Source organism: Azospirillum sp. BE72 (assembly GCF_031455875.1).
Taxonomy (GTDB): Bacteria; Pseudomonadota; Alphaproteobacteria; order Azospirillales; family Azospirillaceae; genus Azospirillum.
This window is the reverse complement of record NZ_JAVDTO010000001.1, coordinates 392,081-416,655: the sequence shown is the minus strand read 5'-3', so window position 1 is coordinate 416,655 and position 24,575 is coordinate 392,081. Positions and strand designations below refer to the sequence as shown.

The window sequence follows — 24,575 nt, the reverse complement described above, 5'->3', positions numbered from 1 at the left end:
TGCGGGATCAGACCCATGGCCACCACGCACCACACCAAGGTCCTCATCATCGGCGCCGGCCCGGCCGGCTACACCGCCGCCATCTATGCCGCGCGCGCCAACCTGGAACCGCTGATGGTCCAGGGCATGCAGCCGGGCGGGCAGCTGATGATCACCACCGATGTGGAGAATTTCCCCGGCTTCGCCGATCCGATCCAGGGCCCCTGGCTGATGGAGCAGATGCAGAAGCAGGCGGAGCATGTCGGCACGAAGATGGTGTTCGACCTGATCACCGACGTCGACTTCACCCAGCGCCCCTTCGTCTGCAAGGGCGACAGCGGCGACACCTACACCGCCGACAGCGTCATCATCGCCACCGGTGCCCAGGCGCGCTGGCTCGGCATCTCGACGGAAGAGATCTACCGCGGCTTCGGCGTGTCGGCCTGCGCCACCTGCGACGGCTTCTTCTTCCGCGGCAAGGAGGTGGCGGTCATCGGCGGCGGCAACTCCGCTGTGGAGGAAGCGCTGTACCTGACCAACCACGCCACCAAGGTGACGGTCATCCACCGCCGCGACAGCTTCCGTGCCGAACGCATCATGCAGGACCGCCTGTTCCGCCACCCGAAGATCGAAGTGGTGTGGGACAGCACGGTCGAGGAGATCGTCGGCGAGGGCGACGGGACGATGGGCAACCCGCGCGCGGTCACCGGCGTGCGCGTGAAGAACGTCAAGTCGGGCGAGGAACGCGTCATTCCGGTGGCGGGCGTCTTCGTCGCCATCGGCCATGTGCCGGCGACCGGCATCTTCCAGGGCAAAGTGGAGATGGACGAATCGGGCTACATCGTCACGGTGCCCGATTCGACCGCCACCAACATCCCCGGCGTCTTCGCCGCCGGCGACGTGAAGGACAAGGTCTATCGTCAGGCGGTCACCGCCGCCGGCATGGGCTGCATGGCGGCGCTGGAGGCCGAACGCTGGCTCGCCCACCACGAGCCGGCTGCCGGCGCCCATGGCGATCCCAGCCCGGCGGGGACGTGGTGATCTGAGGGTTGAGTTCCAGCGGCGGGTGCCCCCTCCCTAACCCTCCCCCGCTTGAGCGGGAGAGGGAACTCCGCCGCTCTGCAACCGACTCCCTCTCCCGCTCAGCGGGGGAGGGTCGGGGAGGGGGCATGTACGACCACCTCCCACCCCCCCTATGCCCTTGACGGGCTTTGCACAAAGCCCCGACTGTGATTCCCTTGAGCGCGTTCGACTGGGCGCGTCCAACCGCGAGGGAGTCGTCTTGCCTACGCTGAAACGCGGCCTGACCCTGCTGGTCACGGTGGCCGCCACCCTGCTGGGCCTGCTGCTGGTCACATTCCTGATCGGGCGCGTGGTGCCGATCGATCCGGTGCTGTCCGCGCTCGGCGACCGGGCGAATGCCGAAAGCTATGCGCAGATGCGCACGCAGCTGGGCCTCGACCTGCCGCTGTGGCAGCAGTTCCTCCGCTATGTCGGCGACGTGGCTCAGGGTGACCTCGGCACCTCGGTGCTGACCTCGCGCCCGGTGCTGGAGGATGTGCTGCGCGTCTTCCCGGCGACGATGGAACTGGCGACCGTCGCGGTCGTCATCGGCGCGGTGCTGGGCGTGCCGGCGGGAGTGTTCGCCGCCGTCAATCGCGGGCGCTGGCCCGACCATGCCATCCGCCTGCTCGGCCTGATCGGTCATTCGCTGCCGATCTTCTGGCTGGGTCTGATGGCGCTGCTGCTGTTCTACGCCAAGCTGGACTGGGTGCCTGGACCGGGCCGGGTCGACGTCTTCTATGAGGGAATGGTCGATGCGGTGACCGGCATCGTCACCGTCGACGCCCTGCTGGCCGGCGAAACAGACATCTTCTGGAATGCCGTCCAGCATCTGGTTCTGCCGTCCGCCATCCTCGGCCTCTACAGCGTCGCCTACATCGCGCGGATGACGCGCGGCTTCATGCTGGACCAGCTGCGCCAGGAATACATCACCACCGCCCGGGTGAAGGGCATGTCGGAGACCCGTGTGGTCTGGCGCCATGCGCTGGGCAACATCGCGGTGCCGCTGATCACCGTCATCGCCCTGTCCTATGCCGGGCTGCTGGAGGGATCGGTGCTGACCGAGACGGTGTTCGCCTGGCCCGGCCTGGGGCTTTACATCACCAATTCGCTGCTCAGCGCCGACATGAACGCGGTGCTGGGCGGGACGCTGGTGGTCGGCGCGGTCTTCATCGCGCTGAACCTGCTGTCCGACCTGCTCTATCGCCTTCTGGATCCCCGAGCCCGATGACCGCGCGCACCGACACCCGATCCGCCGGCTGGCGCGACTGGCTGACCACCGACACGCCGCAGTCCCGCGGACAGGCCCGGCTGGGCCGCGCCTGGGCCGGCTGGACGTCCTTCCGCCGCAACCGGCTGGCCGTCGCCGGGCTGCTGATCGTGCTGGCCCTGGTCGTTGTCGCGGCGCTGGCCCCTGTGCTGGCGCCCTACCACCCCTATGCCCAGGATCTGAACAACCGGCTGCTGCCGCCGAGCGCCGCCCATTGGCTGGGCACCGACGCCTTCGGACGCGACATCCTCTCCCGCCTGATCCACGGCGCGCGGCTGACGCTGATGATCGTGGCGCTGGTGGCGGCGACGGCGCCGCTGGCCGGGCTGGTGATCGGCACGGTCGCCGGCTATTTCGGCGGCTGGGTCGATACCGTGCTGATGCGCATCACCGACATCGCGCTGGCCTTCCCCAAGCTGATCCTGGCGCTGGCCTTCGTCGCCGCACTCGGCCCCGGCATCGAGAATGCGGTAATCGCCATCGCCATCACCTCCTGGCCGCCCTATGCCCGCATCGCGCGGGCGGAGACGCTGACCGTCCGCCGCGCCGACTTCATCAGCGCCGCCCGGCTGCAGGGCGCGTCCAGCCTGCGCATCATCCTGGGCCACATCATGCCGCTGTGCGTCGCGTCGCTGATCGTGCGGACGACGCTGGACATGGCCGGGGTGATCCTGACCGCCGCCGGACTAGGCTTCCTCGGCCTCGGCGCCCAGCCGCCGCTGCCGGAATGGGGGGCGATGATCGCCAGCGGCCGGCAATATGTGCTGGAGCAATGGTGGGTCGCCGCCATGCCGGGATTCGCCATCTTCATCGTCAGCCTGGGTTTCAACCTGCTGGGCGACGGGCTGCGCGACGTGCTGGACCCGAAGGGGGATTGAGCGATGGCCGACGACACTCCCCTTCTGGAAGTCTCCAACCTCCGCGTCGCCTTCCCCACCCGCACGGGCATGGCCGAGGCGGTGCGCGGCGTCTCCTTCACGCTGGGCCGGGAGAAGCTGGGCATCGTCGGCGAGTCGGGCTCCGGCAAGTCGATGACCGGCCGCTCCATCCTGCGCCTCGTGCCGCCGCCGGGCCGAGTGACCGCCGACCGACTGGCCTTCAACGGCGAGGATCTGCTGGCGGCGTCACCCAAGCGCATGCGCGACATCCGCGGCCGGCGCATCGCCATGGTGATGCAGGATCCGAAATACTCGCTGAACCCGGTGATGACCGTCGGCCGCCAGATCGCCGAGGCCTACCGCGTCCACAGCAAGGCCGGCGCCGCCGAGGCGAAGCGCCGCGCGCTGGAGATGCTGGCCGCCGTGCGCATCCGCGATCCGGAGCGGGTCTATGACCGCTATCCGCACGAGGTGTCGGGCGGCATGGGCCAGCGCATCATGATCGCGATGATGCTGATCCCCGACCCCGACCTGCTGATCGCCGACGAGCCGACCTCGGCGCTGGACGTCACCGTGCAGATGCAGGTGCTGGCGATCCTGGACGACCTCTGTTCCCAGCGCGGCATGGGCATGATCTTCGTCAGCCACGATTTGAACCTCGTCGCCTCCTTCTGCGACCGCATCCTCATCATGTATGCCGGCCGGGTGGTGGAGAGCTGCCGCGCGTCGGAGCTGCACGCCGCCCAACACCCCTACACCCGCGGCCTGCTGGCCAGCCTGCCGAAGATCGACGAGCCGCCGGGCGACCTGCCGGTGCTGAGCCGCGACCCCGCCTGGTTGGAGGCGTAGGATGATGATCGATATCCAAGATTTGCGGGTCAGTTTCGGCGATGGCGCCGACGCCGTCACCGCGGTGGACGGCGTCACCCTGTCGGTGCGGGAGGGGGAAAGCTTCGGACTGGTCGGCGAGTCCGGCTCCGGCAAGTCCACCGTCCTGCGCGCGGTCAGCGGCCTGAACGACGATTGGACCGGCCGCATCGCCGTCGCCGGCACGGAGCAGGGACCGAAGCGGCATAAGGGCTTCTACAAGCTCTGCCAGATGGTGTTCCAGGACCCCTACGGCTCGCTGCACCCGCGCCACACCGTGGACCGCATCCTGGCCGAGCCGATCGCCATCCACGGGCTGGGCGATGCCGATGCCCGCATCGACCGGGTGCTGCGCGATGTCGGATTAGGCCCCTCTTTCCGCTTCCGCTACCCGCACCAGTTGTCGGGCGGCCAGCGCCAGCGCGTCGCCATCGCCCGCGCCTTGGTGCTGGAGCCTCGCGTCCTGCTGCTGGACGAGCCGACCTCGGCGCTCGACGTCTCGGTCCAGGCGGAGATCCTGAACCTGCTGCGCCGCCTGCGGGCCGAACATGGCCTGACCATGGTGCTGGTCACCCACAATCTCGCCGTCGTCGCCAATCTGTGCGACCGGCTGGCGGTGATGAACCGCGGGCGGCTGGTGGAGGAGATGACGGTGGAGGAACTGCGCCGCGGTGCGGCACGCGAGCCCTACACGTTGCAGCTCCTGCGTGCCAGCCTGGGCTACGACCGCGCGACGGCGGAGAGCTTCCGGGATTATGCGTGAGGGAGGGGGCAACCGCACCCTGACTCCCCTCACGCCAGCCGCACCACGCACAGCTTGTCCTCCGCCCCTTTGGCGGCGGCCTTGTGGTCGGCGATGGCGGCGTTGACGGCGTCCGGGGTCAGGCCGTGGCAGCCGGGCGGGATCACCACGGCGACGCCGCTGGCCGCCAGCAGCGGGAAACGGCGGAGCGCGCCGTAACGGTCCTTGGCCAGGAACCCACCGCTGACCCGCGTTTGGGCGTCGTACAGACTTTCGGCGTCGGAGCGGAACAAGGCCAGCAGTTCCGCCAGCCGGGCCAGCACCTCGCCCTCCTCCCCGCCGCTGACGCCCAGGAAGAAGTCGTCGCCGCCGATGTGGCCGGCGAAGGCGTCGGCGTCGATGGATGCCCCGGCGCTGCCGGCCCAGGCCTTCAGCCGCTCGCTGAACATCAGGATGGCGCGGTCGCCCTGGCGGAAGCCGAAATTGTCGTTGAAGGGCTTGAAGTTGTCGAAATCCAGATAGGCCAGCACATGGCCGCGCGCACCATCGGCCAGCGCCCCTTCGATGTGGCGCAGGATGGCGGCGTTGCCGGGCAGGCGCGTCAGCGGGTTCTGGTCCGTCGCCATCGCAAGGTTGCGCTCATGCACCAGCCGCAGCAGTGCGCCGCCCGACAACACGCCGGCATACGCGCCGCCCTCCACGATCACGATGCCGTCGGCGGCGGATTCGGTGGAGAAGGCTTCGATCACCCGGTCCAGCGGCATGGAGATGTCGCAGACCGGCGAGCGGATGACCAGATCGTCCAGCCGGTCGCCCAATCCACGGTTGCGCAGCAGCTCTCCGCCGAAGCGTGAATAGACGAAGCGCTTCAGGTCGCGTTCCCGGATCAGCCCCAGTGGCCGGTCTTGTTCGTCCACGATCGGGGCGATGGATGCGCTGCCGTCGCGGCGGAAATAGTCCAGCAGCTCGGTCTTGCGCGAATCGACCCGCAGCGGCGGCAGCCGCTCGATCACCTCCGACAGGCGGCGGTGCGATTCGCTGGGCTGGCGCCGGTCCTGGCGGTTGAGATCCTCGACGATCGCATAGCGGTTGGGCAGCCCGGTTAAATCCACCCGCGGCCGGGCGATCAGGAAGCCCTGGGCGAAGTCGCAGCCGAGATCCCGGCAGGTGTAGAACTCGGCGACGGTCTCCACCCCCTCCGCCACGATCTGGATGCCCAGCGCGTGGGCGTGGCCGGCCAACGCCGCCACCAGCGCCCGCTTGCGCGAATCCGCGTCGATGCCGGCGATGAAGAAGCGGTCGATCTTCACATAGTCGGGCCGCGCCTCGTACAGCGTCCGCAGACCGGAATGGCCGACGCCGAAATCGTCGATGGCGATGCCGGCCCCGCTCTGGCGGTAGCGGTCCACCGCCGCATCCACCGCAATGCCGCTGGGCACCGGCCGGCTTTCCGACAGTTCCAGCACGATGCCGCTGCTGCGCGCGGTGGCCGGATCGCGGGCGAGCCAGGGCGAGTCGGGCCGGCCGATCAGCCGGGCGTCCAGGTTCAGGAACAGCTTCGCCTCGCTCCAGCCCGCAAGCGCGCGGTAGGCGGCAACCGCCTTGGCGTGCAGCGCGGTCTCCACCGTCGCCAGCAAACCCGCGGCCTCGGCGGCGTCCAGCAATTCGCCCGCATTGGCGAAGCCGGTGCGCTCGAACCCGCGCAACAGCGCCTCATAGCCATGGCAGCGGCCGGACCGCAGTTGGACGATGGGTTGGAAGGCATAACGCAGGGCGCCGACGGCCGATGCCCAATCGAACGCCGCGACATCGCCATCGGCGGAGCGAACGGCGCTCCAGCTCGCGCCATGGGACTCGACGTGGTCGCTTTCCGTCAGTCCGGCTTTGGTCCCGGCTATGGTGGTGGTCAGCACAGTCATCGCTCGGTCCGCCAGCGCCGATCCCGCAGTAAATCGGCATCTGCTTGTAACAGAGCTTGTTTGCGTTTTCATGACCACAGCCCGGCGTTGTCGCACGACGCCGCCACCCGTCGGGAACGCGGAGGATTCGGTCGCGCCAAAACGCGGGTTGATCACAGATGGGGTCTGGACACGGTGCGGTAGAATACGCATTGCCCGCACCACTGCACATCGCTATGCATGCAATGGTGGGAACCGGGCGGCGGACAGGCCACCGCCCGCGTCCCACCTACCTGGGAGCACGGAGTGGAAAAAGCACTCGTCCTCCTGGTCCTGGTGCTTCAGCTGATCAAGGCGATCCTCGATCTGCTGAAGTAACCGGACCGGACGGGGGGTGCGGCTGGCACCGCACCCTCCTGTCAGCCACAATATGGTCAAACCGCCCTCCGCCGCAAGACCCGCCCCACCACCGGAACGCTCATCCGGGCCATCGCCGCTCAATCGGCCGGAGAGTGGTTCCCCCTCCGCCGCCCGCCCGTCCCGAATCGAATCCTCGTATCGCCGCGCCCGCCTGCGCTATAGGAAGGCCCCGCCAGCGTTGGAGGCGGTTCGGGCGAGTGGGAGGCGAGCGGGATGAAGGTCGGCATCGACATGGGGGCGACGAACGCGGGCAGCGCCGCGACGCTCGACCTGGAGGAGCTGCTGGCGACCCGTCTGCTGGTCCAGGGCAATTCCGGCTCCGGCAAGTCGCACCTGCTGCGCCGGCTGATCGAACAGAGCGCCCAATGGGTGCAGCAGGCGGTGATCGACCCGGAAGGCGACTTCGTCACCCTGGCCGAACGCTTCGGCCATGTGGTGGTGGAAGCCGACGAGCACAGCGAGGCCGCGCTGCAATCGGTCGCCGCCCGCGTGCGCCAGCACCGCGTCTCCGTCGTCCTGAACCTGGAGGGTCTGGACGCGGAAATGCAGATGCGCCATGCCGCCGCCTTCCTGGGCGGGCTGTTCGATGCCGACCGCGACTACTGGTATCCGATGCTGGTGGTGGTGGACGAGGCGCAGCTGTTCGCCCCCTCGGCCGCCGGCGAGGTGTCGGACGAGGCGCGCAAGGTCTCGCTCGGCGCCATGACCAACCTGATGTGCCGCGGGCGCAAGCGCGGGCTGGCCGGGGTGATCGCCACCCAGCGTCTGGCGAAGTTGGCGAAGAACGTCGCGGCCGAGGCGTCCAACTTCCTGATGGGCCGCACCTTCCTCGACATCGACATGGCCCGCGCCGCCGACCTGCTGGGTATGGAGCGCCGGCAGGCGGAGATGTTCCGCGACCTGGAGCGCGGCCACTTCATCGCGCTCGGCCCCGCACTCTCGCGCCGGCCGCTGCCGCTGCGCATCGGTGCGGTGGAGACCCAGGGCCGCACCGGCAGTCCGAAGCTGATGCCGCCGCCCACCACCCCGGTGGAGGACGCCCGCGACCTGATCTTCACCAGCACCGAGCCGGAACCGGCGCGCTACGTGCGCCGCCCCTCCACCTCGGCCAGCGCCGACCTGATGGCGCAGCTGGCGCGCGGCCGCCCCGCTTCCCCGCCGCCGTCACTCGGCGAAGTCGAGGCCGAACAGCCCGCCCTGCTGCCGCTGGAACCGGAAGAAACGCCCGAGCAGGCCGCCGAACGCGAAGCCCGCTATGACGAGGTGCTGGCCGAGGTGCTGGCCGACCCGGAGGCGCCCTACCGCTCGCTGGCCGTTCTGTACCAGGATTTCCTGGTGCGCTGCCGGGGCCGCGGGGTGGATGGCGACCGGCTGGCCCTGCCCGCCTTCCGCCGCCGTCTGGCGACCGCCCGCGCCGGGGCCGGCAGCGGCGACGATCCCGCCTGGCAGCGCGCGACGGAGGTTGCCGCCACCCTGGCGGAGGATATCCAGCCGGTCTTCCTGCTGCTGGCCCGCGCCGCGCTGGACCACGCCCCCTGCCCGTCCGACGCCGATGTGGCGCGCGCCTGCGGCAGCCGATCCAAGGGACGCGGCCGCCGCCTGCTGACCTACATGGAACAGCGCGGCTTCATCACCAGCCGCAGCGGCCTGGGCAACACCCGCGCCATCAGCCTGCCGGCGCTGGGATGGGAAACCGCGCTGGGCGACCCCAACGCCGACGACGCGGCCGACGCCCCCGACGAGGGCGGGCTGTTCGCGGCGGGATGATCCTCCCTCGGCGTCCCGCCCCTCAGCTCCCCGCGGTCGGCGCGCTCACCGGCTTGCCGCTCTGCCTCCAGCTGGTGACGAAGTCGTTGACGCCGGGCACCGCCATCATGTGGGAGTCCTTGACGTAGACGAAGCGCTTCGGCCCGAAAGCGTATTCGGTCAGCGTGATGCCGGCGGTGCGGCAGCGCTGGTATTCGGCCGCACTGATCGGACGGTCGGAGGCCACCATGTCGGGATGGTCCAACCCGACCCCGCCGCAGAAGGCGCGGAAGCCGGCGGCGGTGCCGCGGGCATCCAGGCGCGGCTTGGTGTCGGGACCCCCGTCATATTTGCCTGCCGCCTGATCGATGGCGCCGCGCAGAGCCGGGCTGCCGACGATCCAGATGCCGCGGGCCTCGGGCGGGGGCTTGGGCACTGCCGGCGGCGGAAGAGCGGCGGTCTGTTGCGGCGGCGGCATGAGGCCCGGCATCTGGCAACCGGCGAGCAGCACCGCAGCGGCAAATGCGAGGGCCAAACTGGGGGCCGGCGCGGAAAAACGGGTCATCGGACGTCTCTCTCTCCTCAGGATCGTCAGGCATCCGGGCGGCGAGGCCCGGAGGGCTGACAATGAGAATGCCCACGTCCCGCTTCAACGGCCCGGCCCCCATGTCCCGACGGCTCGTCCCAATGCGCCGCTCGCCATCCATGAGCATCCGAGATAGGATGATCGCCATCGATCATAAACCGGAATGAATTTCTCATGCCCCTGCCAGACCTGGAGATCGACGCGTTGCGCGCCTTCGTCACCGTGGCGGAGGCTGGTGGCTTCACCGCGGCGGCCGAACGGCTGGGCCGGACCCAGTCGGCGATCAGCGTCAAGATCAAGAAGCTGGAGGACACGCTCGGCCGCCGGGTGTTCGAGCGCACCAGCCGGTCGCTGGCGCTGACCCATGACGGCGAACTGCTGATGGGCTATGCCCGCCGCCTGCTGGACCTGAACGACGAGACGGTGCGTCGCTTCGCCGAACCGGCGGCGGAGGGCGAACTACGCCTGGGCGTGGCGGAGTATTTCCTGTCCGACCATCTGCCCCATGTCCTGCGCCGCTTCGCCAAGCTGCACCCGCGCCTGCACATCGACGTGCGGGTGGGCCTGTGCGGCGAACTGGTCTCGGCACTGGATGGGGGTGACCTCGACCTCGTCATCTCCCGCCGCGATGCGGGCGACAGCCGGGGACGCGGCATCTGGACCGAACCGATGCGCTGGGTCGCGGCCCCCGGGCTGGAGATCCCTGCCAACGGTCCCCTGCCCTTCTGCGCCCTGCCCGCTCCTTGCGTCTTCCGCAACCGTGGACTGGCGGCGCTGGGCGAGGCCGGACGCCCCTGGCGGGTGGTCTACACCAGCGGCAGCGTCATGGGGGTTCAGGCCGCCGTCCGCGCCGGGCTGGGCGTGGCGGTGTTGAGCGAATCCTCCATACCGGAGGGCGTGCGCCGGCTGGGCGTGGAGGACGGCCTGCCCGAACTCGGCAACGTCGAAATGGCGATCTTCGGCGAGACGGCGCGCAACCGCCGCCTCACCGAACCTCTGGTCGGCTTCATCGTTGAGAGCTTGGCGGCGATGCGCCCGACCCGCCCGCCGCTTGCCCTGGCGGGTTGAGCGGCGGGTCGAGCGGCGGGTCAGAAGCCTTCCAGCACCAGCTTGCCGCGGGCCTTGCCCGATTCGATCAGGGCATGGGCCTTGCGCAGGGTGGCGGCGTCGATGCGGCCCAGCGTTTCCGTCAGCGTGGTGCGCAAGGTGCCGGCATCGACCAGACGCGACACCTCGTTCAGCAGTTCATGCTGGGCGATCATGTCGTCGGTCTGGAACAGTGGGCGGGTGAACATCAGCTCCCAATGGAGCGAGACGCTCTTGCGCTTCAGCAGGCGGACGTCGATGGGCTCGGGATCGTCGATCAGGCCGATGCGGCCCTGCGGCGCCACCAGTTCGACCAGATCCTGGAAATGGCGGTCGGTCGCGGTGGTGGAGAAGATGTATTCGACGCCGGACAGCCCCAGCGCCTTCACCTGCTCCGCCATCGACCGGCTATGGTCGATCACGTCATGGGCGCCCAACTCGCGCACCCAGTCGGCGGTCTCCGGCCGCGAGGCGGTGGCCAGCACGCGAACCTTGGTTAGCCGGCGGGCCAGCTGGATGGCGATGGAGCCGACGCCGCCGGCCCCGCCGACGATCAGCAGCGACTTGCCTTCACCGCCATCGCGCTGCAACCCCAGCCGGTGGAACAGCATCTCCCAGGCGGTGATGGCGGTCAGCGGCAGGGCGGCGGCCTCGGCGACGCTCAGGCTGGCCGGACGGGCGCCGACGATGCGCTCGTCGACCAGATGGAATTCCGCATTGGTGCCGGGGCGGTCGATGGCGCCGGCATAGAACACGGCGTCACCCGGACGGAACAGGGTGACATCCGGCCCGACCGCCTCGACGACACCGGCGGCGTCGAAGCCCAGGATGCGCAGATCGCCATCGGCGGGAGCGGCGTTGCGGCGCAGCTTGGTGTCGACGGGATTGACGGAAACCGCCTCCACCCGGACCAGCAGGTCGCGGCCGGTGGCGGTCGGGCGGTCGATCTCGACGTCGATCAGCGCGTCGGCGTCGGTGACGGGCAGGCTCTTGCGGTAACCGATGGCTTTCATGATGGCCTCGCCTTCAAGGATGGAGAAGAAGTCGAAGCGCAGGATGGCGGCGTCCACAGGATATGTTAAATTCATAGTTCTTGTTTCATCCATCCATTTCCATGATCGGTCGCCCTATGCATCGCCCCATGAGTCGGTGGGCGAACGGATTGACGCCAAGGGGGTATGGAATAGCCGGGCAGGCCGAGGTGTTTGTACCGATGACCAGCCTCACCGCCGAGTCCGGTCCCTGCACTACGGAAAGCAAGGCCATGAGCATCCTCCGCCCCAAGATCCTGACCGCCCTGCTCCTGGCCGCGAGCGCCGCCGCACTGTCGGGCTGCGTCGCCACGGGTGGGTATGATCCCTATTATCCGGCCTATGGCGAGACCGTGGTGGTGCCGCCTCCGGTCGTCGTGCAGCCCGGCTACCGCTATCGCACATGGGATGACGACCGCGGCTGGCGCCGGCGGGGGTGGGACAATCGCAGGGATTGGGGAAACCGCGGGGATCGGGGCAATCGAGGAGATTGGGGCAACCGGGGGAACTGGGGCAACCGGGGCGGAGGCGACCATAACGGCGACCCGCATGCGTGGGAACGCCCCGGCGGCCCGCACGGCTGGGGCCGCTGACGGTCACTCAGCCGGCGGAAGCGGGAACGCGGTCGACGCGGTTTCGCAGGACCAGGATGGTGTGGTCGTCGTCGCGCACGACACCGTCGCGAAGCAGGACGAGTGCCGCCAGGGTGGGGTCGACCTTGTGCAGGTCGCGGTGGATGAACAGGGCCGGCAGCCGGGCGCATCCGCTGGTGTAGAGGACCACATGATCGCCCGGTCCCCACAGCAGATGAACCGACGCCGGAGCCAGCGGATTGAATCCCACCATTGCCCAGCGGGCACCAAGCGCCAGGATCTCCTGCGGTCGCACCACCGCGCCGGCCAGGGTTCCGAGCGCCGTGTAATCGACCGCCTTGCCGTCGAATCGCAGGATCGCCAGGGCGGACCGGCCGATCCGCTTCAGGACCGGATCGTGGGACAGCCCCAACTCGGGCCGAACCCTCAGGTCGCGCCGGATGGCGTTGACGACCACGGGGGCGGGCAGATCGGGCACCGTCGCGGCGACCACCGTCTCGACCTGCGCGATCACCTTCGGCGTCATCCTGGTGAACGGCCCGGACGGCGCCTTCTCACCGGCTCCGCCTGCCTCCTGATCGGCCGCCTGATCATCCGGCTCGGTCTCGCCGTCGATCATCAGCGCGATTCCACAGGGACCGTCCGGCCCGCGGGCGGGGGAGCAGCGGACGAACCAATGGTCGATGAAGGGCCCGCGCCGGACGGCTTCGCCACCCGGTCGCTCGACCATCACCGCTCCGGCCTCCGCCATGGCGTCGGCGGGCGGCGAATCGTCGGCACCGGGGCGCAGCACGCGCACCAGCAGCGCCGACCCGATGCCCGGCGTGGCATGGATGTGGAAACGGTCGGCCAGCCGCCGCGCCGCCTCCAGATCGGCGCCAAGCCCCTGGACCAGGTCCGGCGGCAGTTCGGCCGTTGCGGGATCGCGGTCGTACGCCAGGCACTCGACCCCGGCTCCGGACCGCATGCGGGCGATCAGCAGCGTCCCATCGGGACGGCTCAGCGCATGTCCGCACAGCGCCGCCACAAGGCGGTCCAAACGGGCGGCCTCTTCGGCAGCCAGCACGCCGTCGGCCCGCTCCGCCGCGATCCGCCGCGCCGTGGCGATATCGTCGGGCGACGCCACGGAAATGCGACGGTGACCATGGTCGGGGAACATCGGACCGCTCCTGTCGGCGTTCTGGTTGCTCTTCTCCAGAACTTTACAATCCTCTGGCCGCCGATCCCAACGAGAAGGACCGGACCGGCACCGATTTTCGAAGCTTCGGTCCCGGTAACGTCATTCCGCCTGGAAAGCCGCACCCGGATGGACTGTCAGGATGCGATCGCTTCCATCATCGCCGTCTGACGGATGGGCAGCGCACGCGGCAGGTCGCGACCGCGCAGCATCTCCGCCGCTTCCCACAGGCGGCCCAGCCCGACGATGGACCGGCTGCCGGTCTTCTCCATAATGCGGGCGCGGTGGACCTCCACCGTCTTGATGCTGATGCCCAGTTCCCAGGCGATGGTCTTGCTCTGCTTGCCGTCGACGATCAGCTCCAGCACCTCCGACTCGCGGCGGCTCAGCAGAGCGAGTCGGCGGACGGCGTCGCGGCCGCGGTCGCGCTGCTCGGCATGGGGGTTGCCAGACGCCAGACAGGCGCGCAGCCGGTCCAGGAAGGCGGGAACGGCGAAGGGATGGGCGATGCAATCGGACGCCCCGGCCTTCATCGCGGCCACGGCGGCGTCGACGTCGCCCTGTTCGGTAACCACCAGAACCGGCAGGTCATGGCCATGCAGCGAGGCTTCGGCCATGAATTCGATGGCGGTCATGTCCGGCAGGTCGTTGCGCACGACGATGCAGGAGGAGGCGGTGCCCAGCACGGTCAGCGCGTCGGCGCCGGTGCTGTGGACGCGGCAGGCGATGCCGACGGCACCCAATGCCCGCGAGAGCGTGCTGCGCGACAGCAGGTCGCCGTCGACGATGTGAACGAGGCAGGCGGTATTCACGGAAACCGGCACAGGCATTTGCAGGGGCATCTTGGGACCTCCACCACAGCGGACCGGCGGACAGCGCCGGCTCCTCATGGCGACGATCGGTGTGCGAACCGCCGCCATGACCTGCATTTTAGCGGTCATCCCTTATTGACCGCCGCTGGCGCGAAGGATAGCGGATGTGTCTAAAAGGATATCGGGGATAGTATACGCGCGAACATCCGCTGCATACGCCTTATCAGAGCGCTATCCCACCACATGTTGAAAACCCAGTTGGCGAGTTCCAAGAACAGATTCGCCAAAATCCAGATATCCTGAAGAACCGATCGAAGACTACGCCGCACCGATGCTGCCTTGCGAGCGAGAATATCCCTCAAACAACATCATTTCAGCACGTGATGAGGAAAATTACCCGCCACTGGAAATAATCTGGAAATCCGTCAGACGCGGCGGCGGGTCGCCAGGACGATGCCGGCGGCGATCAGGGCGATGCCGATCCCGTGGTAGAGATGCGGCTGCTCGCCCAGGAACAGAATGGCCAGCAGGCTGCCGAAGACGGGCACCAGATGGATGGCGAGGCCCGCCGTGTTGGGGCCGAGCAGTTCCACCGCCCGGTTGAAGCAGAGATAGGCGGCGATGGACGGGAACAGCACGGTATAGCCGACCGCCAGCAACGTGATGCCACTCGCCTGCACCGGATTTCCGCTCAGGCTTTCCCAGATGTAGAAGGGCAGCAGCTCCACGGCACCGATGGCGAAGGTGACGACGACGAAGCTCAGGCCATGGATCGCCGGCCGGCGGCGCAGCAGCGTGGTATAGGCGGCATAGATCACCACCGCCGCCAGCATCCAGACATCGCCTGCGTTCAGTTCCAGCCCCAGCAGCGTCGCCGGATCGCCATGGGAGATCAGCGTCATCGCACCGACCAGCGAGACGGCGATGCCCAGCCCCTGCATCGCCCCGATCCGGTCGCGGAACAGGACGAGGCTCATCAGGACGATCATCACGGGCATCGACGACTGCAGCATCACGCAGTTCAGCGCGGTCGTCGTGTTCAGCGCGATGTATTGGAAGGTGTTGTAGATGCCGATGCCCAGCGTGCCCAGCAGCAGCACGCTCTTCCAGCGCGCCAGGATCGGCGTGATGTCATGGCGCAGGTGCGGCCAGGCGAAGGGCAGCACGATCAGCACGCCCAGGCACCAGCGCCAGAAGGCCAGCCCGATGGGCGGCACGGCCCCGGCGACCGCACGCCCCAGGACCGCGTTGCCTGCCCAGAACAGGGGCGGCAGCATCATCAGCAGCCAGGCCTGATCGGCGAGACGGGATCCTTTGACGGGAGCGGTGCGATCGGCAGGCATGGCGCTGTCCGTCCTCAGCTGCGGCGGCGGGGTGAGGCGAAGACGCTGGATGCGGACACCGCGGCGCTGCGGTCGGCACTGTCTTCGGCACGGAAGACACTGGGACGCGATTCGCGGCGGGGGGGACGCGGCGCGTCCTCGCGGCCCTCGCGGCCCTCGCGGGGAGGCTTGGCAGGCTGGCGCAGTTCGGCGTCGAGTTCGGCGATGCGCTTGACCAGCGCTTCACGGATGGCGGGGGCCGCGTGGGCTTTCAGCGTCGCCAGCTGCTCCTTGAGCTGAACCAGCTGGCGCTGCTTCTGCTCGCGGGTGCGCTTGATGGCGACGTTGTCGGAATGCTGGCCCTCGAAGGAGCGCATGGAACAGGCCCTCGTTGAAAAATACGGAAGTCAGAGGCCGGCGCCCCGCATTGGGGCGCCCGGCGAGAGGGGCGGATTATTGGGAGGCGCCCGCGCCAAAGCAAGGCGGACTTCGCCTTGACTTTTCCGGATGGCGGAGGGTGGCTGCAACCTGCCAACGTATCTCCCGCGCATCCCCGGGGCATCCACGACCCCAAAAGAAAAAGGACGCCCCCTTGCGGAGGCGCCCCTTTCCCGAACCGTGGAACGGTCGGCAGATAGACGGACTGCGGGCTGATTAGAAGCCCATGTCGTCCATGCCGCCCATGCCGCCCGGCATGCCGCCCGGAGCAGCCTTCTTCTCCGGCTTCTCGGCGATCATCGCCTCGGTGGTGATCAGCAGGCCGGCGATCGAGGCCGCGTCCTGCAGGGCGGTGCGGACCACCTTCACCGGATCGATGATGCCGGCGGCGACCAGATCGGTGAACTCACCCTTCTGGGCGTCGTAGCCGAAGTTGGGGTCGTTCTGGTCCAGCAGCTTGCCGACCACGATCGAACCGTCGGTGCCCGCGTTGTAGGCGATCTGACGGACCGGGGCCTGCAGGGCGCGGCGGATGATGTCGATGCCGACGCGCTGCTCGTCGTTGACCGGGACCAGCTTGTCCAGCGCCTTGCCGGCGTACAGCAGGGCCGAACCGCCACCGGCGACCACGCCCTCTTCCACCGCGGCGCGGGTGGCGTGCATGGCGTCGTCAACGCGATCCTTGCGCTCCTTCACCTCGACCTCGGTCGCACCGCCGACGCGGATGACCGCGACGCCGCCGGCCAGCTTGGCCAGACGCTCCTGCAGCTTCTCGCGGTCGTAGTCCGAGGTGGTCTCCTCGGCCTGGGCGCGGATCTGGCCGCAACGGGCTTCGATGTCGGCCTTCTCGCCGGCGCCGTCGACGATCGTGGTGGTCTCCTTGGAGATCACGACCTTCTTGGCGGTGCCCAGCATGTCGAGGGTGACGTTCTCGAGCTTGATGCCGAGATCTTCGCTGATGACCTGGCCGCCGGTCAGGATGGCCATGTCCTCCAGCATCGCCTTGCGGCGATCACCGAAGCCCGGGGCCTTCACGGCGGCGATCTTCAGGCCGCCGCGCAGCTTGTTGACGACCAGGGTGGCCAGGGCCTCGCCCTCGATGTCCTCGGCGATGATCAGCAGCGGACGCGACGACTGGACGACGGCCTCGAGGACCGGCAGCAGGGGCTGGAGGCCCGACAGCTTCTTCTCGTGCAGCAGGATGAACGGGTTTTCGAGGTCCGCGATCATCTTGTCGGCGTTGGTGATGAAGTACGGCGACAGGTAGCCGCGGTCGAACTGCATGCCCTCGACGACGTCCAGCTCGGTGTCCAGGCTCTTGGCCTCTTCCACCGTGATGACGCCTTCGTTGCCGACGCGCTCCATCGCCTGGGCGATCATCTTGCCGATTTCGGCTTCGCCGTTGGCGGAGATGGTGCCGACCTGGGCGATCTCGTCGTTGGTCGTAACCTTCTTGGCGCGGGCCTGGATGTCGGCGACGACGGCGGCGACGGCGATGTCGATGCCGCGCTTCAGGTCCATCGGGTTCAGGCCGGCGGCGACCTTCGTCACGCCTTCGCGGACGATGGCCTGGGCCAGAACGGTGGCGGTGGTGGTGCCGTCACCGGCCAGATCGTTGGTCTTCGAGGCGACCTCGCGGACCATCTGGGCGCCCATGTTCTCGAACTTGTCCGACAGTTCGATTTCCTTGGCGACCGACACACCGTCCTTAGTGATGCGCGGAGCGCCGAAGGACTTCTCGATCACGACGTTGCGGCCCTTCGGGCCCAGCGTGACCTTCACGGCGTCGGCGAGGATGTCAACGCCACGCAGCAGCTTTTCGCGCGCGGTGGGGCCGAACTTGACGTCTTTGGCAGCCATGTCTCGATTCCTTTAACTTGTAAATTTCGAAGGATACGGGCGGAGGACTTAGGCCTCGATGACGCCCATGATGTCCGATTCCTTCATGATCAGGTAATCGACGCCTTCGATCTTCACTTCCGTGCCCGACCACTTGCCGAACAGGATACGGTCGCCGGCCTTGACGTCCAGCGCCACGACCTTGCCGGCCTCGTCACGAGCGCCGGGGCCGACGGCGATGATCTCGCCTTCCTGCGGCTTTTCCTTGGCCGTGTCGGGGATGATGATCCCACCCTTGGTCTTGGTGTCGGACTCCAGACGCTTGACGACGACGCGGTCGTGCAGCGGGCGGAACTTCATGGAATGCCTCCTTGGATCAAGGCTTGGTTCTGACTGACGTGAATTGGCGCGGGCGGCGGCTGTTAGCACTCCCACCCGGCGAGTGCCAGACAGCTAATCGAAGCAGTTTGGGGATTCAAGAGGCTCGTTGCGGAATTTGGCGCAAATGCCGGCAGCACTCCTCTTTCAATGCTGCTAACATATTGTCAAATAACGATTTTCTGTCTTGCGAGAGTGATCGCCGCCGGGCAAGATTTCTTCAAAGGGTCACATGGGGATCCGACCTTCCCGGTGTCGGCGCACCACCGCCGGGATCGCATGAGAGGAACCTGACACCGCACATCCCCGACCGATCAGCCAACCGCATGGGAGACCGCGCATGGCCAATCTCGTCCTCCAGCTCCGTGATTTCCGCCTGACCACGGCCGAGATCCTCTATCACATGCCGGATCATCCCGGCCTTCTGCAGTGCTATCTCTGGCAGGATCTGGATCAGGCGCCGGAGTATCCCGTCCTGCGGCGCTTCCTCGATTTCTGGCAGCGCAACCTCGACGGCAAGCTGCATTCGGTGCGGCTGGCGACCCAGACCCTGATCACCCCCGGCGCTCTGCGTCACGCCGCCGTGGATTTCCGTATTCATTGACGCCCTTCCGGGCTTTTGCAGCGGCCCCCGACGTCACGCCCTCCGCGCCCCTGTGACAGCCGTCACAGCGCCCGCCATCCCGGATCGTTAAAATTTTAGCGAATTCCGGCGGCGGAGTTTACGGAGGGCGCGATGATGGCGGAGCGCAGGACAAAGTCCTGGAACGAAGGCTGGAGCGATCGTGATGCAGCCGGCAGCCTGTCCGGCGAGGTGGCGGACAAGGCGGCAAACGGCACCGACGCCAGTCCGGCCATCGGGCAGCGGATTTGCAAGCCTCCGAGTTTTAGGCCTCCGACTTGGCAGGATCGCGAGGGCAGGCTGGTGGAGGCGCTGCTGGAATGCACGACCATCGCCGGATTGTTCGCGCTCCTGTTCGCCCTGTTCGTGCTGTTCGGGGCGGCCCACACCCTCACGCCCTGAGCCCCACGCCTCGCCCAGGTAACTGTTTACGACAATTTGAAATCTACACTTCCCGTTGCGCGGGTGTTGCGTCTAGGATTGCCTCCTTTGAGGGCGGATATCGCCCACCTAGTGCGCGAAGCGGGAGTTTCCAATCATGACCACCAAGCCGGTCTGCCAAGCCGCGGTCGACCTCGTGAAGCATTTCGAAGGTCTGTATCTCAAAGCCTACCTCTGCCCGGCGGGCGTCCCCACCATCGGCTACGGTCACACGGCGGGCGTGAAGATGGGCCAGACCATCACCGCCGATCAGGCCGACAGCTTCCTCGCCTCCGACCTGACGGATGCCGCCGGCCGCGTCGACGCGTTGGTGAAGGTGCCCCTCAACGACGACCAGCGCGGCGCTCTGTCCTCCTTCGTCTTCAATTTGGGGGCCGGCAGCCTGCAAAGCTCGACCCTGCTGAAGCTGCTGAACGCCGGCGACTATGCCGGGGCCGCAGGCCAGTTCGGCCGCTGGGTCTACGCGACGGTGAACGGCAAGCCGACCCAACTGCCGGGCCTCGTCGCCCGCCGTGCGGCCGAGGCGGCACTGTTCCAGAGCCAGACCGCGCAGGCCCAAGGCGGCATCGCCACGGCCGACGGAACCGCCTGAGCGGACACCGCCCGCCCCATACGGGACAAGAGGCGTTTGACGGAGCGGGATGTTCGCACCACATTGGCGAACATCCCACCGCCGTGCTCCGGATTACCGCCGTGACCGCCTTTGCCTCCGACAGCCTCGCCTCTTCCGCCCGCCCCAATCCGAATCGGCCGATCGCCGTCTGGCTTCTGGTCTGCGCCGCCATGGTGCTGGCCATGGCCGTGATCGGCGCCATCACCCGGCTGACCGAATCCGGCTTGTCGATGGTGGAATGGAAACCGTTGATCGGCATCCTGCCGCCCTTGTCGGAGGCGGAGTGGAACCGGGTCTTCGACCTCTACAAGCAGACGCCGGAGTTCCGCATCTACAACAGCCACATGGATCTGGCGGGGTTCCAGTCGATCTTCTGGTGGGAGTGGTTCCACCGGCTGTGGGGCCAGCTGATCGGCTTCGTCTTCCTCATCCCCTTCCTGCGCTTCTGGATGCAGGGCCGCATCTCGCCCGAACTGTGGCCGAAATTGATGGGCCTGTTCCTGCTGGGCGGGCTGCAGGGCGGCATCGGCTGGTTCATGGTGAAGAGCGGACTGGTCGATGCGCCGAATGTCAGCCATTACCGGCTGGCCCTGCATCTCGGCACCGCGATCCTGATCTATGCCTTGCTGCTGCGCACTGCGCTGGGGCTGCTCGACCCGCTGCCGCTGGCGGGGTGGCGTCCGGAGGCTGCCGGCTTGCGCCGCCTTACCGGCTGGGCGCTTGGGCTGGTCGCCGTCACCATCGTCTGGGGCGCCTTCGTCGCCGGGTCGGATGCCGGCCTCGCCTACAACACCTTCCCGCTAATGGCCGGCCATTGGATTCCGCCGGAGGTGAACACGCTGACTCCCTGGTGGCTCAATCCGTTCGAGAACACCGCGGCGATCCAGCTCATCCACCGCACACTGGCGATCCTGACCGGAGTCGTGGTCCTGGTGCTGTCCGCCCGCGTCCTGACCGCCCGCCTGCCCGGCCGCGCCGGCCGCGCGGCTTTGGCGTCGGCCGCCATGATCCTGCTGCAGATCGCGCTGGGCATCGTCACGCTGCTGACCGTGGTGTGGCTCCCCGTCGCCGCCGCCCATCAGGCCGGCGCCATCCTGGTGGTGTCGATGCTGGTGTGGCTGCAGTTCGAGCTGCGGCCGGTGCGGCGGGAGTAACGCGCGGGAGGCTTTCGGCAGCGCCCCCGCTGTGCCGGTTCCGTCCGTGATTCGCAAGGAAGCAGTAACGGTCCTGAGCTAAGGCGTGACAGCCCGCGTCACGCCCCTTCGGCCAAATCGTACATCGCGTCGATGTCCGCGATCAGGACCTTGTTGCCTTCCTGCAACGAGATCACGCCCGCGGTCTTCAGCTGGGTGAAGGTGCGGCTGACCGTCTCGGTGGTCAGGCCCAGATAGTCGGCGATGTCGGCGCGGCTCATCGGCACGAAGACCGGGTTTTCCTTGTGGCCGCGACGGGCGGCCCGCTGGGACAGCATCAGCAGGAAGGAGCAGATCTTCTCCTTCGCCGTCTTGCGGCCCAGCAGGAGCATCTGGTCCTGTGCGGCGGCCAGTTCGTTCGACGCCATGGAGAACAGGCGCCGCTGCATCTTGGGGAATTCCTCCAGCAGCGCGTCGATCTTCTTGCGCGGGAAGCGGCAGAGCGAGGCGCTGGTGACGGTCTCCGCGGTGTAGGCATAGCTGTCGTTGACGGCCAGCCCCAGGAAGTCGCCGGTCACCAGGAAGCCGGTGATCTGGCGGCGCCCGTCCGGCAGCAGCTTGTACAGCTTCACCGTACCGGAGGTGACGTTGTAGAGCGCGTCGGCCGCGTCGCCTTCGGCGAACAGGGTGTGGCCGGCATCGATGCGCACATTCTGCAGAATGTCGGCAAGACGGCGCAGCTCCTCCGGTTCCAGCGCGGCGCAAACCGTCAGGCTGCGCACGGGACATGCCCCGCAGGGATTCATTTCCGTCGCAGCGCTCTTTTCCCGAGCGCGAACCGTATCAAAAGGTGGCATGGACGAACCCAGCCTTTCATTCCGCATGGGCTCATATTGGTGGCAATCGCTGAGAATCGCAACCTCGCACGCATACAACCTTTTCTTTGCCCATACGGGCTTTGGCACTATTGCCTGCGGACAGCCTCCGGGGCGGCCGGCTCGGTCCCGGACCGGGGGGCCGCCGGCAGGTCGTCGTCGAACAGGACGCGGTGCGCCGCGCCGTCGAGATCGTCAAACTGGCCGGACTTCAGCGCCCACAGAAAGGCCGCCAGCCCCAGACCGCCCAGGCTGAGCGCGATCGCGATCAGATAGAGAAGCTCGTCCATCACCCGAATCCTTACCCGGCAGATCCCGCACAGCCATATCCTGGACGGGAACATCCTTGACGACGGCACCGCGGGCCAGCCGCAGCGCGTTGAGAATGACGATCAGCGACGACGACGACATGGCGAGCGCCGCCAGCAGCGGCGTCAGCATGCCGCCCATCGCGAGCGGCACGGCGCAGAGGTTATACACCAGCGCGATGCCGAAATTCTGCCGGACCAGACGGCCGGACCGGCGGGCGACCTCCACCGTCTCGACGATCGGGCGCAGCAGCCGGCCTTGGAACACCACGTCCGCCGCGGTCTGGCTGACGTCCACCGCGGTGGAGGGCGACATCGACACCGCCGCCGCGGCCAGCGCCGGGGCATCGTTCAGCCCATCGCCCACCATCAGAACCGTGCGTCCCTCGGCGGCCAGTTCGGCCAGCACGGCGGTCTTGTCGGCAGGGGTCTGCTCGGCGCGCCAGTCGGCGATGCCCAGCCGTTCCGCCACCGCCGCCACCGCCCCCTTGCGGTCGCCCGACAGCAGCCGCATCTCCAGCCCGCGGGCCTTCAGCGCCGCCACCACGGCGGCGGCATCCGGCCGCGGAGCGTCGAGGAACACGATCCGCCGCGGCTCCTCGCCCGGACGGGCGAGCCACAGCTCCGGACCGGCGGCGTCCTCCGCCTCCAGCGGCGCGCCGGTGAAACGGCGGCTGCCCAGCCGGACCTCCCCATCAGGGGTCTGCAGCAACAGGCCGGCACCGGCGATCTCGCGCACGCCTGCGGCCACCGGCACCTGCGGCGCGGCGGCTGCGAGCGCGCGGGCCAGCGGATGGCGGCTTGCCGCGGCGAGCGAGGCCGCCAGCGCCAGATCCTCCGCCGCCAGCCCGTCCAGCTGCGGCACCGGGCGCCCTTCGGTCAGGGTGCCGGTCTTGTCGAACACCACCGTGTCGATGGCGGCGAGTCGTTCCAGCGCGGTCGGGCTCTTCAACAGGGTGCCCTGGCGCATCAGCCGGCCGCTGGCGATCACCTGCACCACCGGCACCGCCAGCGCCAGCGCGCAGGGGCAGGTGATGATCAGCACGGCGATGGCGTTCATCAGCGCGTCCTGCCACATCGCCCCGCCCAGCAGCATCCAGGCGGCGAAGGTGCTCAAGGCGGCCAGATGCACCACCGGGGCATAGAGCCGCGACACCCGGTCGGCGATGGCGACATATTTGGCGCGGCCCTGTTCCGCCACCTCCATCAGCCGGACGATCTCGGCGAGCAGCGTGCCCTCCCCCACCGCGGTGACGGTCAGGCGCAGCGGCGCGGTCAGGTTCAGCGTTCCGGCGAAGACCTGGTCGCCCGGTCTTGCGGTGCCCGGCACCGTCTCGCCGGTGATCAGGCCGGTGTCGAGGTCGGAGATGCCGTCGGACACCCGCCCGTCCACCGGGATGCGTTCGCCCGCCGCGACCAGGATGGTGGTACCGCTGGTAACCTGTTCCGGCGGAACGACGGCGCTGGTGCCGTCCTCGCGCAGGATGGTGACGGCGTTGGCGCGCAGGCCCAGCAGCTGTTCCGCCGCCGAGCGTGCCCGGCCGCGCGCCCGCTGGTCGAGATAGCGGCCGATCAGCAGGAAGAACAGCAGCATCACCGCGCCGTCGAAATAGGCGTGCTCGCCGCTGTGGATCGTCTCGAACAGGCTCATGCCGGTGGCGAGCAGGACGCCGATCGTGATCGGCACGTCCATGTTGGTGCGGCCATGGCGCAGGGCCGACAGAGCCGAGCGCGCGAAGGGACGCAGCGCATAGGCGATGGCCGGCATGCAGATCAGCGCAGAAATCCAGTGCATCAGGTCGCGGGTGGCGCTGCCCATGCCCTGGCTGTGGCCGGCCCAGACCGACACCGACAGCAGCATGACGTTGCCCATGGCGAAGCCCGCAACCGCCATGGCGCGCAGAAGCTCCTTCTCGCTCCTCGCCTGGGCACCGCCCAGCCGGTCCGGATCGAAGGGCACGGCGCGATAGCCCAGCTGCGCGACGGTGCCGACCACCGTGTTGGCATCGGTGACCTTGGGGTCCCAGCGCACCGTCAGCCGGCGCGTGGTCATGTTCATGCGGGCGTGGCCGACGCCCGGCTGGCGGCTGAGCGCCGATTCGATCAGCCAGACGCAGGCGGCGCACTGCATGCCGTCGACCATCAGGTGCAGGCTGCGGCTGCCATCGGACTCCTCGCGCGCGTGCGGCTCGTAATCCACCGTCGGGGCGTCGTCCGGGCGCAGCGGGCGCGCGGTGGGATCGACGCTGCGGCGCTCGTAATAGCGCTCCAGCCCCAGGCCACGGACGAGATCGTAGGCGGCGGCGCAGCCGGTGCAGCAGAAGGGGCCGGCCCCGTCGGTGGCCGTCGTGGCGGAGTTGGAGTTTGAAGCAGCGGCTTGCTCGCCCAACTCTTGTCCGCAATGGAGGCAGACGCTCATCTCACATCACCCCGATGATCCCGGCCCGGCAGTCGCTGCC

24 protein-coding genes are annotated in these 24,575 nt (G+C 68.3%); 12 read left to right on the top strand and 12 right to left on the bottom strand.

Features of this window, described 5'->3' with window-relative positions; genetic code table 11:
• The first annotated feature begins 15 nt into the window (after positions 1-15).
• From trxB to J2Y49_RS02030, 5 genes are all read left to right on the top strand, one after another.
• Positions 16-1,020: a thioredoxin-disulfide reductase gene (gene trxB, locus J2Y49_RS02050; protein WP_310111652.1), complete on the top strand. Its 1,005-nt coding sequence runs from the start codon at positions 16-18 to the stop codon at positions 1,018-1,020.
• Positions 1,021-1,261: 241 nt separating this feature from the next.
• Complete coding sequence (locus J2Y49_RS02045; RefSeq protein ID WP_310111648.1) at positions 1,262-2,272, top strand: ABC transporter permease; 1,011 nt, start codon at positions 1,262-1,264, stop codon at positions 2,270-2,272.
• Positions 2,269-3,189, top strand: coding sequence for a nickel transporter permease (nikC, locus tag J2Y49_RS02040; protein ID WP_310111645.1), 921 nt, complete (start codon positions 2,269-2,271; stop codon positions 3,187-3,189). Before J2Y49_RS02045 ends, nikC begins: the two co-directional genes overlap by 4 nt.
• Before the next feature lie 3 nt (positions 3,190-3,192).
• A complete protein-coding gene (locus J2Y49_RS02035) occupies positions 3,193-4,038 on the top strand; it encodes an ABC transporter ATP-binding protein (protein ID WP_310111642.1) in 846 nt (281 codons plus the stop codon).
• A gap of 1 nt (position 4,039) precedes the next feature.
• A complete protein-coding gene (locus J2Y49_RS02030; protein ID WP_310111639.1) occupies positions 4,040-4,819 on the top strand; it encodes an ABC transporter ATP-binding protein in 780 nt (259 codons plus the stop codon).
• A gap of 29 nt (positions 4,820-4,848) precedes the next feature.
• Here the strand turns inward: J2Y49_RS02030 and J2Y49_RS02025 are convergent, their stop codons facing one another.
• Positions 4,849-6,717 (bottom strand): GGDEF domain-containing protein, encoded by a 1,869-nt coding sequence (locus J2Y49_RS02025; protein WP_310111636.1) that lies wholly within the window; start codon positions 6,715-6,717, stop codon positions 4,849-4,851.
• A 612-nt stretch (positions 6,718-7,329) separates the two neighbouring features.
• Here J2Y49_RS02025 and J2Y49_RS02020 point away from each other — a divergent pair.
• Complete coding sequence (locus tag J2Y49_RS02020; RefSeq protein ID WP_310111632.1) at positions 7,330-8,883, top strand: ATP-binding protein; 1,554 nt, start codon at positions 7,330-7,332, stop codon at positions 8,881-8,883.
• Positions 8,884-8,905: 22 nt separating this feature from the next.
• Here the strand turns inward: J2Y49_RS02020 and J2Y49_RS02015 are convergent, their stop codons facing one another.
• Complete coding sequence (locus J2Y49_RS02015; protein ID WP_310111629.1) at positions 8,906-9,427, bottom strand: substrate-binding domain-containing protein; 522 nt, start codon at positions 9,425-9,427, stop codon at positions 8,906-8,908.
• A gap of 195 nt (positions 9,428-9,622) precedes the next feature.
• On the opposite strand from J2Y49_RS02015, the gene J2Y49_RS02010 reads away from it, so the two are divergent.
• Positions 9,623-10,516 (top strand): LysR substrate-binding domain-containing protein, encoded by an 894-nt coding sequence (locus J2Y49_RS02010; protein WP_310111626.1) that lies wholly within the window; start codon positions 9,623-9,625, stop codon positions 10,514-10,516.
• A gap of 20 nt (positions 10,517-10,536) precedes the next feature.
• Here the strand turns inward: J2Y49_RS02010 and J2Y49_RS02005 are convergent, their stop codons facing one another.
• Positions 10,537-11,547: a zinc-binding alcohol dehydrogenase family protein gene (locus J2Y49_RS02005; RefSeq protein WP_310113286.1), complete on the bottom strand. Its 1,011-nt coding sequence runs from the start codon at positions 11,545-11,547 to the stop codon at positions 10,537-10,539.
• Between the two features lie 251 nt (positions 11,548-11,798).
• Between J2Y49_RS02005 and J2Y49_RS02000 the strand changes: the two genes are divergently transcribed.
• The gene (locus J2Y49_RS02000) at positions 11,799-12,158 is read left to right on the top strand and encodes a hypothetical protein (protein ID WP_310111623.1); all 360 of its coding nucleotides are present in this window, start codon (positions 11,799-11,801) and stop codon (positions 12,156-12,158) included.
• 7 nt (positions 12,159-12,165) lie between these two features.
• Here the strand turns inward: J2Y49_RS02000 and J2Y49_RS01995 are convergent, their stop codons facing one another.
• From J2Y49_RS01995 to groES, 6 genes are all read right to left on the bottom strand, one after another.
• On the bottom strand, positions 12,166-13,317 hold the full coding sequence (locus J2Y49_RS01995; RefSeq protein ID WP_310111619.1) for a hypothetical protein: 1,152 nt from the start codon (positions 13,315-13,317) through the stop codon (positions 12,166-12,168).
• A 155-nt stretch (positions 13,318-13,472) separates the two neighbouring features.
• Positions 13,473-14,177: a LuxR C-terminal-related transcriptional regulator gene (locus J2Y49_RS01990; protein ID WP_310111616.1), complete on the bottom strand. Its 705-nt coding sequence runs from the start codon at positions 14,175-14,177 to the stop codon at positions 13,473-13,475.
• A gap of 395 nt (positions 14,178-14,572) precedes the next feature.
• Complete coding sequence (locus J2Y49_RS01985) at positions 14,573-15,490, bottom strand: DMT family transporter (protein ID WP_310111613.1); 918 nt, start codon at positions 15,488-15,490, stop codon at positions 14,573-14,575.
• 14 nt (positions 15,491-15,504) lie between these two features.
• Complete coding sequence (locus tag J2Y49_RS01980; RefSeq protein ID WP_194909857.1) at positions 15,505-15,846, bottom strand: hypothetical protein; 342 nt, start codon at positions 15,844-15,846, stop codon at positions 15,505-15,507.
• A 277-nt stretch (positions 15,847-16,123) separates the two neighbouring features.
• Positions 16,124-17,767, bottom strand: coding sequence for a chaperonin GroEL (gene groL / locus J2Y49_RS01975; protein ID WP_310111611.1), 1,644 nt, complete (start codon positions 17,765-17,767; stop codon positions 16,124-16,126).
• A 48-nt stretch (positions 17,768-17,815) separates the two neighbouring features.
• The gene (gene groES, locus J2Y49_RS01970; RefSeq protein ID WP_014248860.1) at positions 17,816-18,106 is read right to left on the bottom strand and encodes a co-chaperone GroES; all 291 of its coding nucleotides are present in this window, start codon (positions 18,104-18,106) and stop codon (positions 17,816-17,818) included.
• A 358-nt stretch (positions 18,107-18,464) separates the two neighbouring features.
• On the opposite strand from groES, the gene J2Y49_RS01965 reads away from it, so the two are divergent.
• The 4 genes from J2Y49_RS01965 (at position 18,465) to J2Y49_RS01950 (ending at position 20,954) form a co-directional block, all read left to right on the top strand.
• On the top strand, positions 18,465-18,728 hold the full coding sequence (locus J2Y49_RS01965; RefSeq protein ID WP_310111606.1) for an usg protein: 264 nt from the start codon (positions 18,465-18,467) through the stop codon (positions 18,726-18,728).
• Between the two features lie 132 nt (positions 18,729-18,860).
• Positions 18,861-19,148: a hypothetical protein gene (locus J2Y49_RS01960; RefSeq protein ID WP_310111603.1), complete on the top strand. Its 288-nt coding sequence runs from the start codon at positions 18,861-18,863 to the stop codon at positions 19,146-19,148.
• Between the two features lie 136 nt (positions 19,149-19,284).
• Positions 19,285-19,779 (top strand): lysozyme, encoded by a 495-nt coding sequence (locus tag J2Y49_RS01955; RefSeq protein ID WP_310111600.1) that lies wholly within the window; start codon positions 19,285-19,287, stop codon positions 19,777-19,779.
• Positions 19,780-19,880: 101 nt separating this feature from the next.
• Positions 19,881-20,954 carry a COX15/CtaA family protein gene (locus tag J2Y49_RS01950; protein WP_310111598.1) on the top strand — a complete coding sequence of 358 codons (1,074 nt, stop codon included), beginning with the start codon at positions 19,881-19,883 and terminating at the stop codon, positions 20,952-20,954.
• A 98-nt stretch (positions 20,955-21,052) separates the two neighbouring features.
• Here the strand turns inward: J2Y49_RS01950 and J2Y49_RS01945 are convergent, their stop codons facing one another.
• From J2Y49_RS01945 to J2Y49_RS01935, 3 genes are all read right to left on the bottom strand, one after another.
• A complete protein-coding gene (locus J2Y49_RS01945) occupies positions 21,053-21,739 on the bottom strand; it encodes a Crp/Fnr family transcriptional regulator (RefSeq protein ID WP_149223987.1) in 687 nt (228 codons plus the stop codon).
• A gap of 158 nt (positions 21,740-21,897) precedes the next feature.
• Positions 21,898-22,098 (bottom strand): cbb3-type cytochrome oxidase assembly protein CcoS, encoded by a 201-nt coding sequence (ccoS, locus tag J2Y49_RS01940; RefSeq protein ID WP_310111591.1) that lies wholly within the window; start codon positions 22,096-22,098, stop codon positions 21,898-21,900.
• Positions 22,004-24,535: a heavy metal translocating P-type ATPase metal-binding domain-containing protein gene (locus J2Y49_RS01935; RefSeq protein WP_310111589.1), complete on the bottom strand. Its 2,532-nt coding sequence runs from the start codon at positions 24,533-24,535 to the stop codon at positions 22,004-22,006. Before J2Y49_RS01935 ends, ccoS begins: the two co-directional genes overlap by 95 nt.
• Positions 24,536-24,575 lie beyond the last annotated feature (40 nt).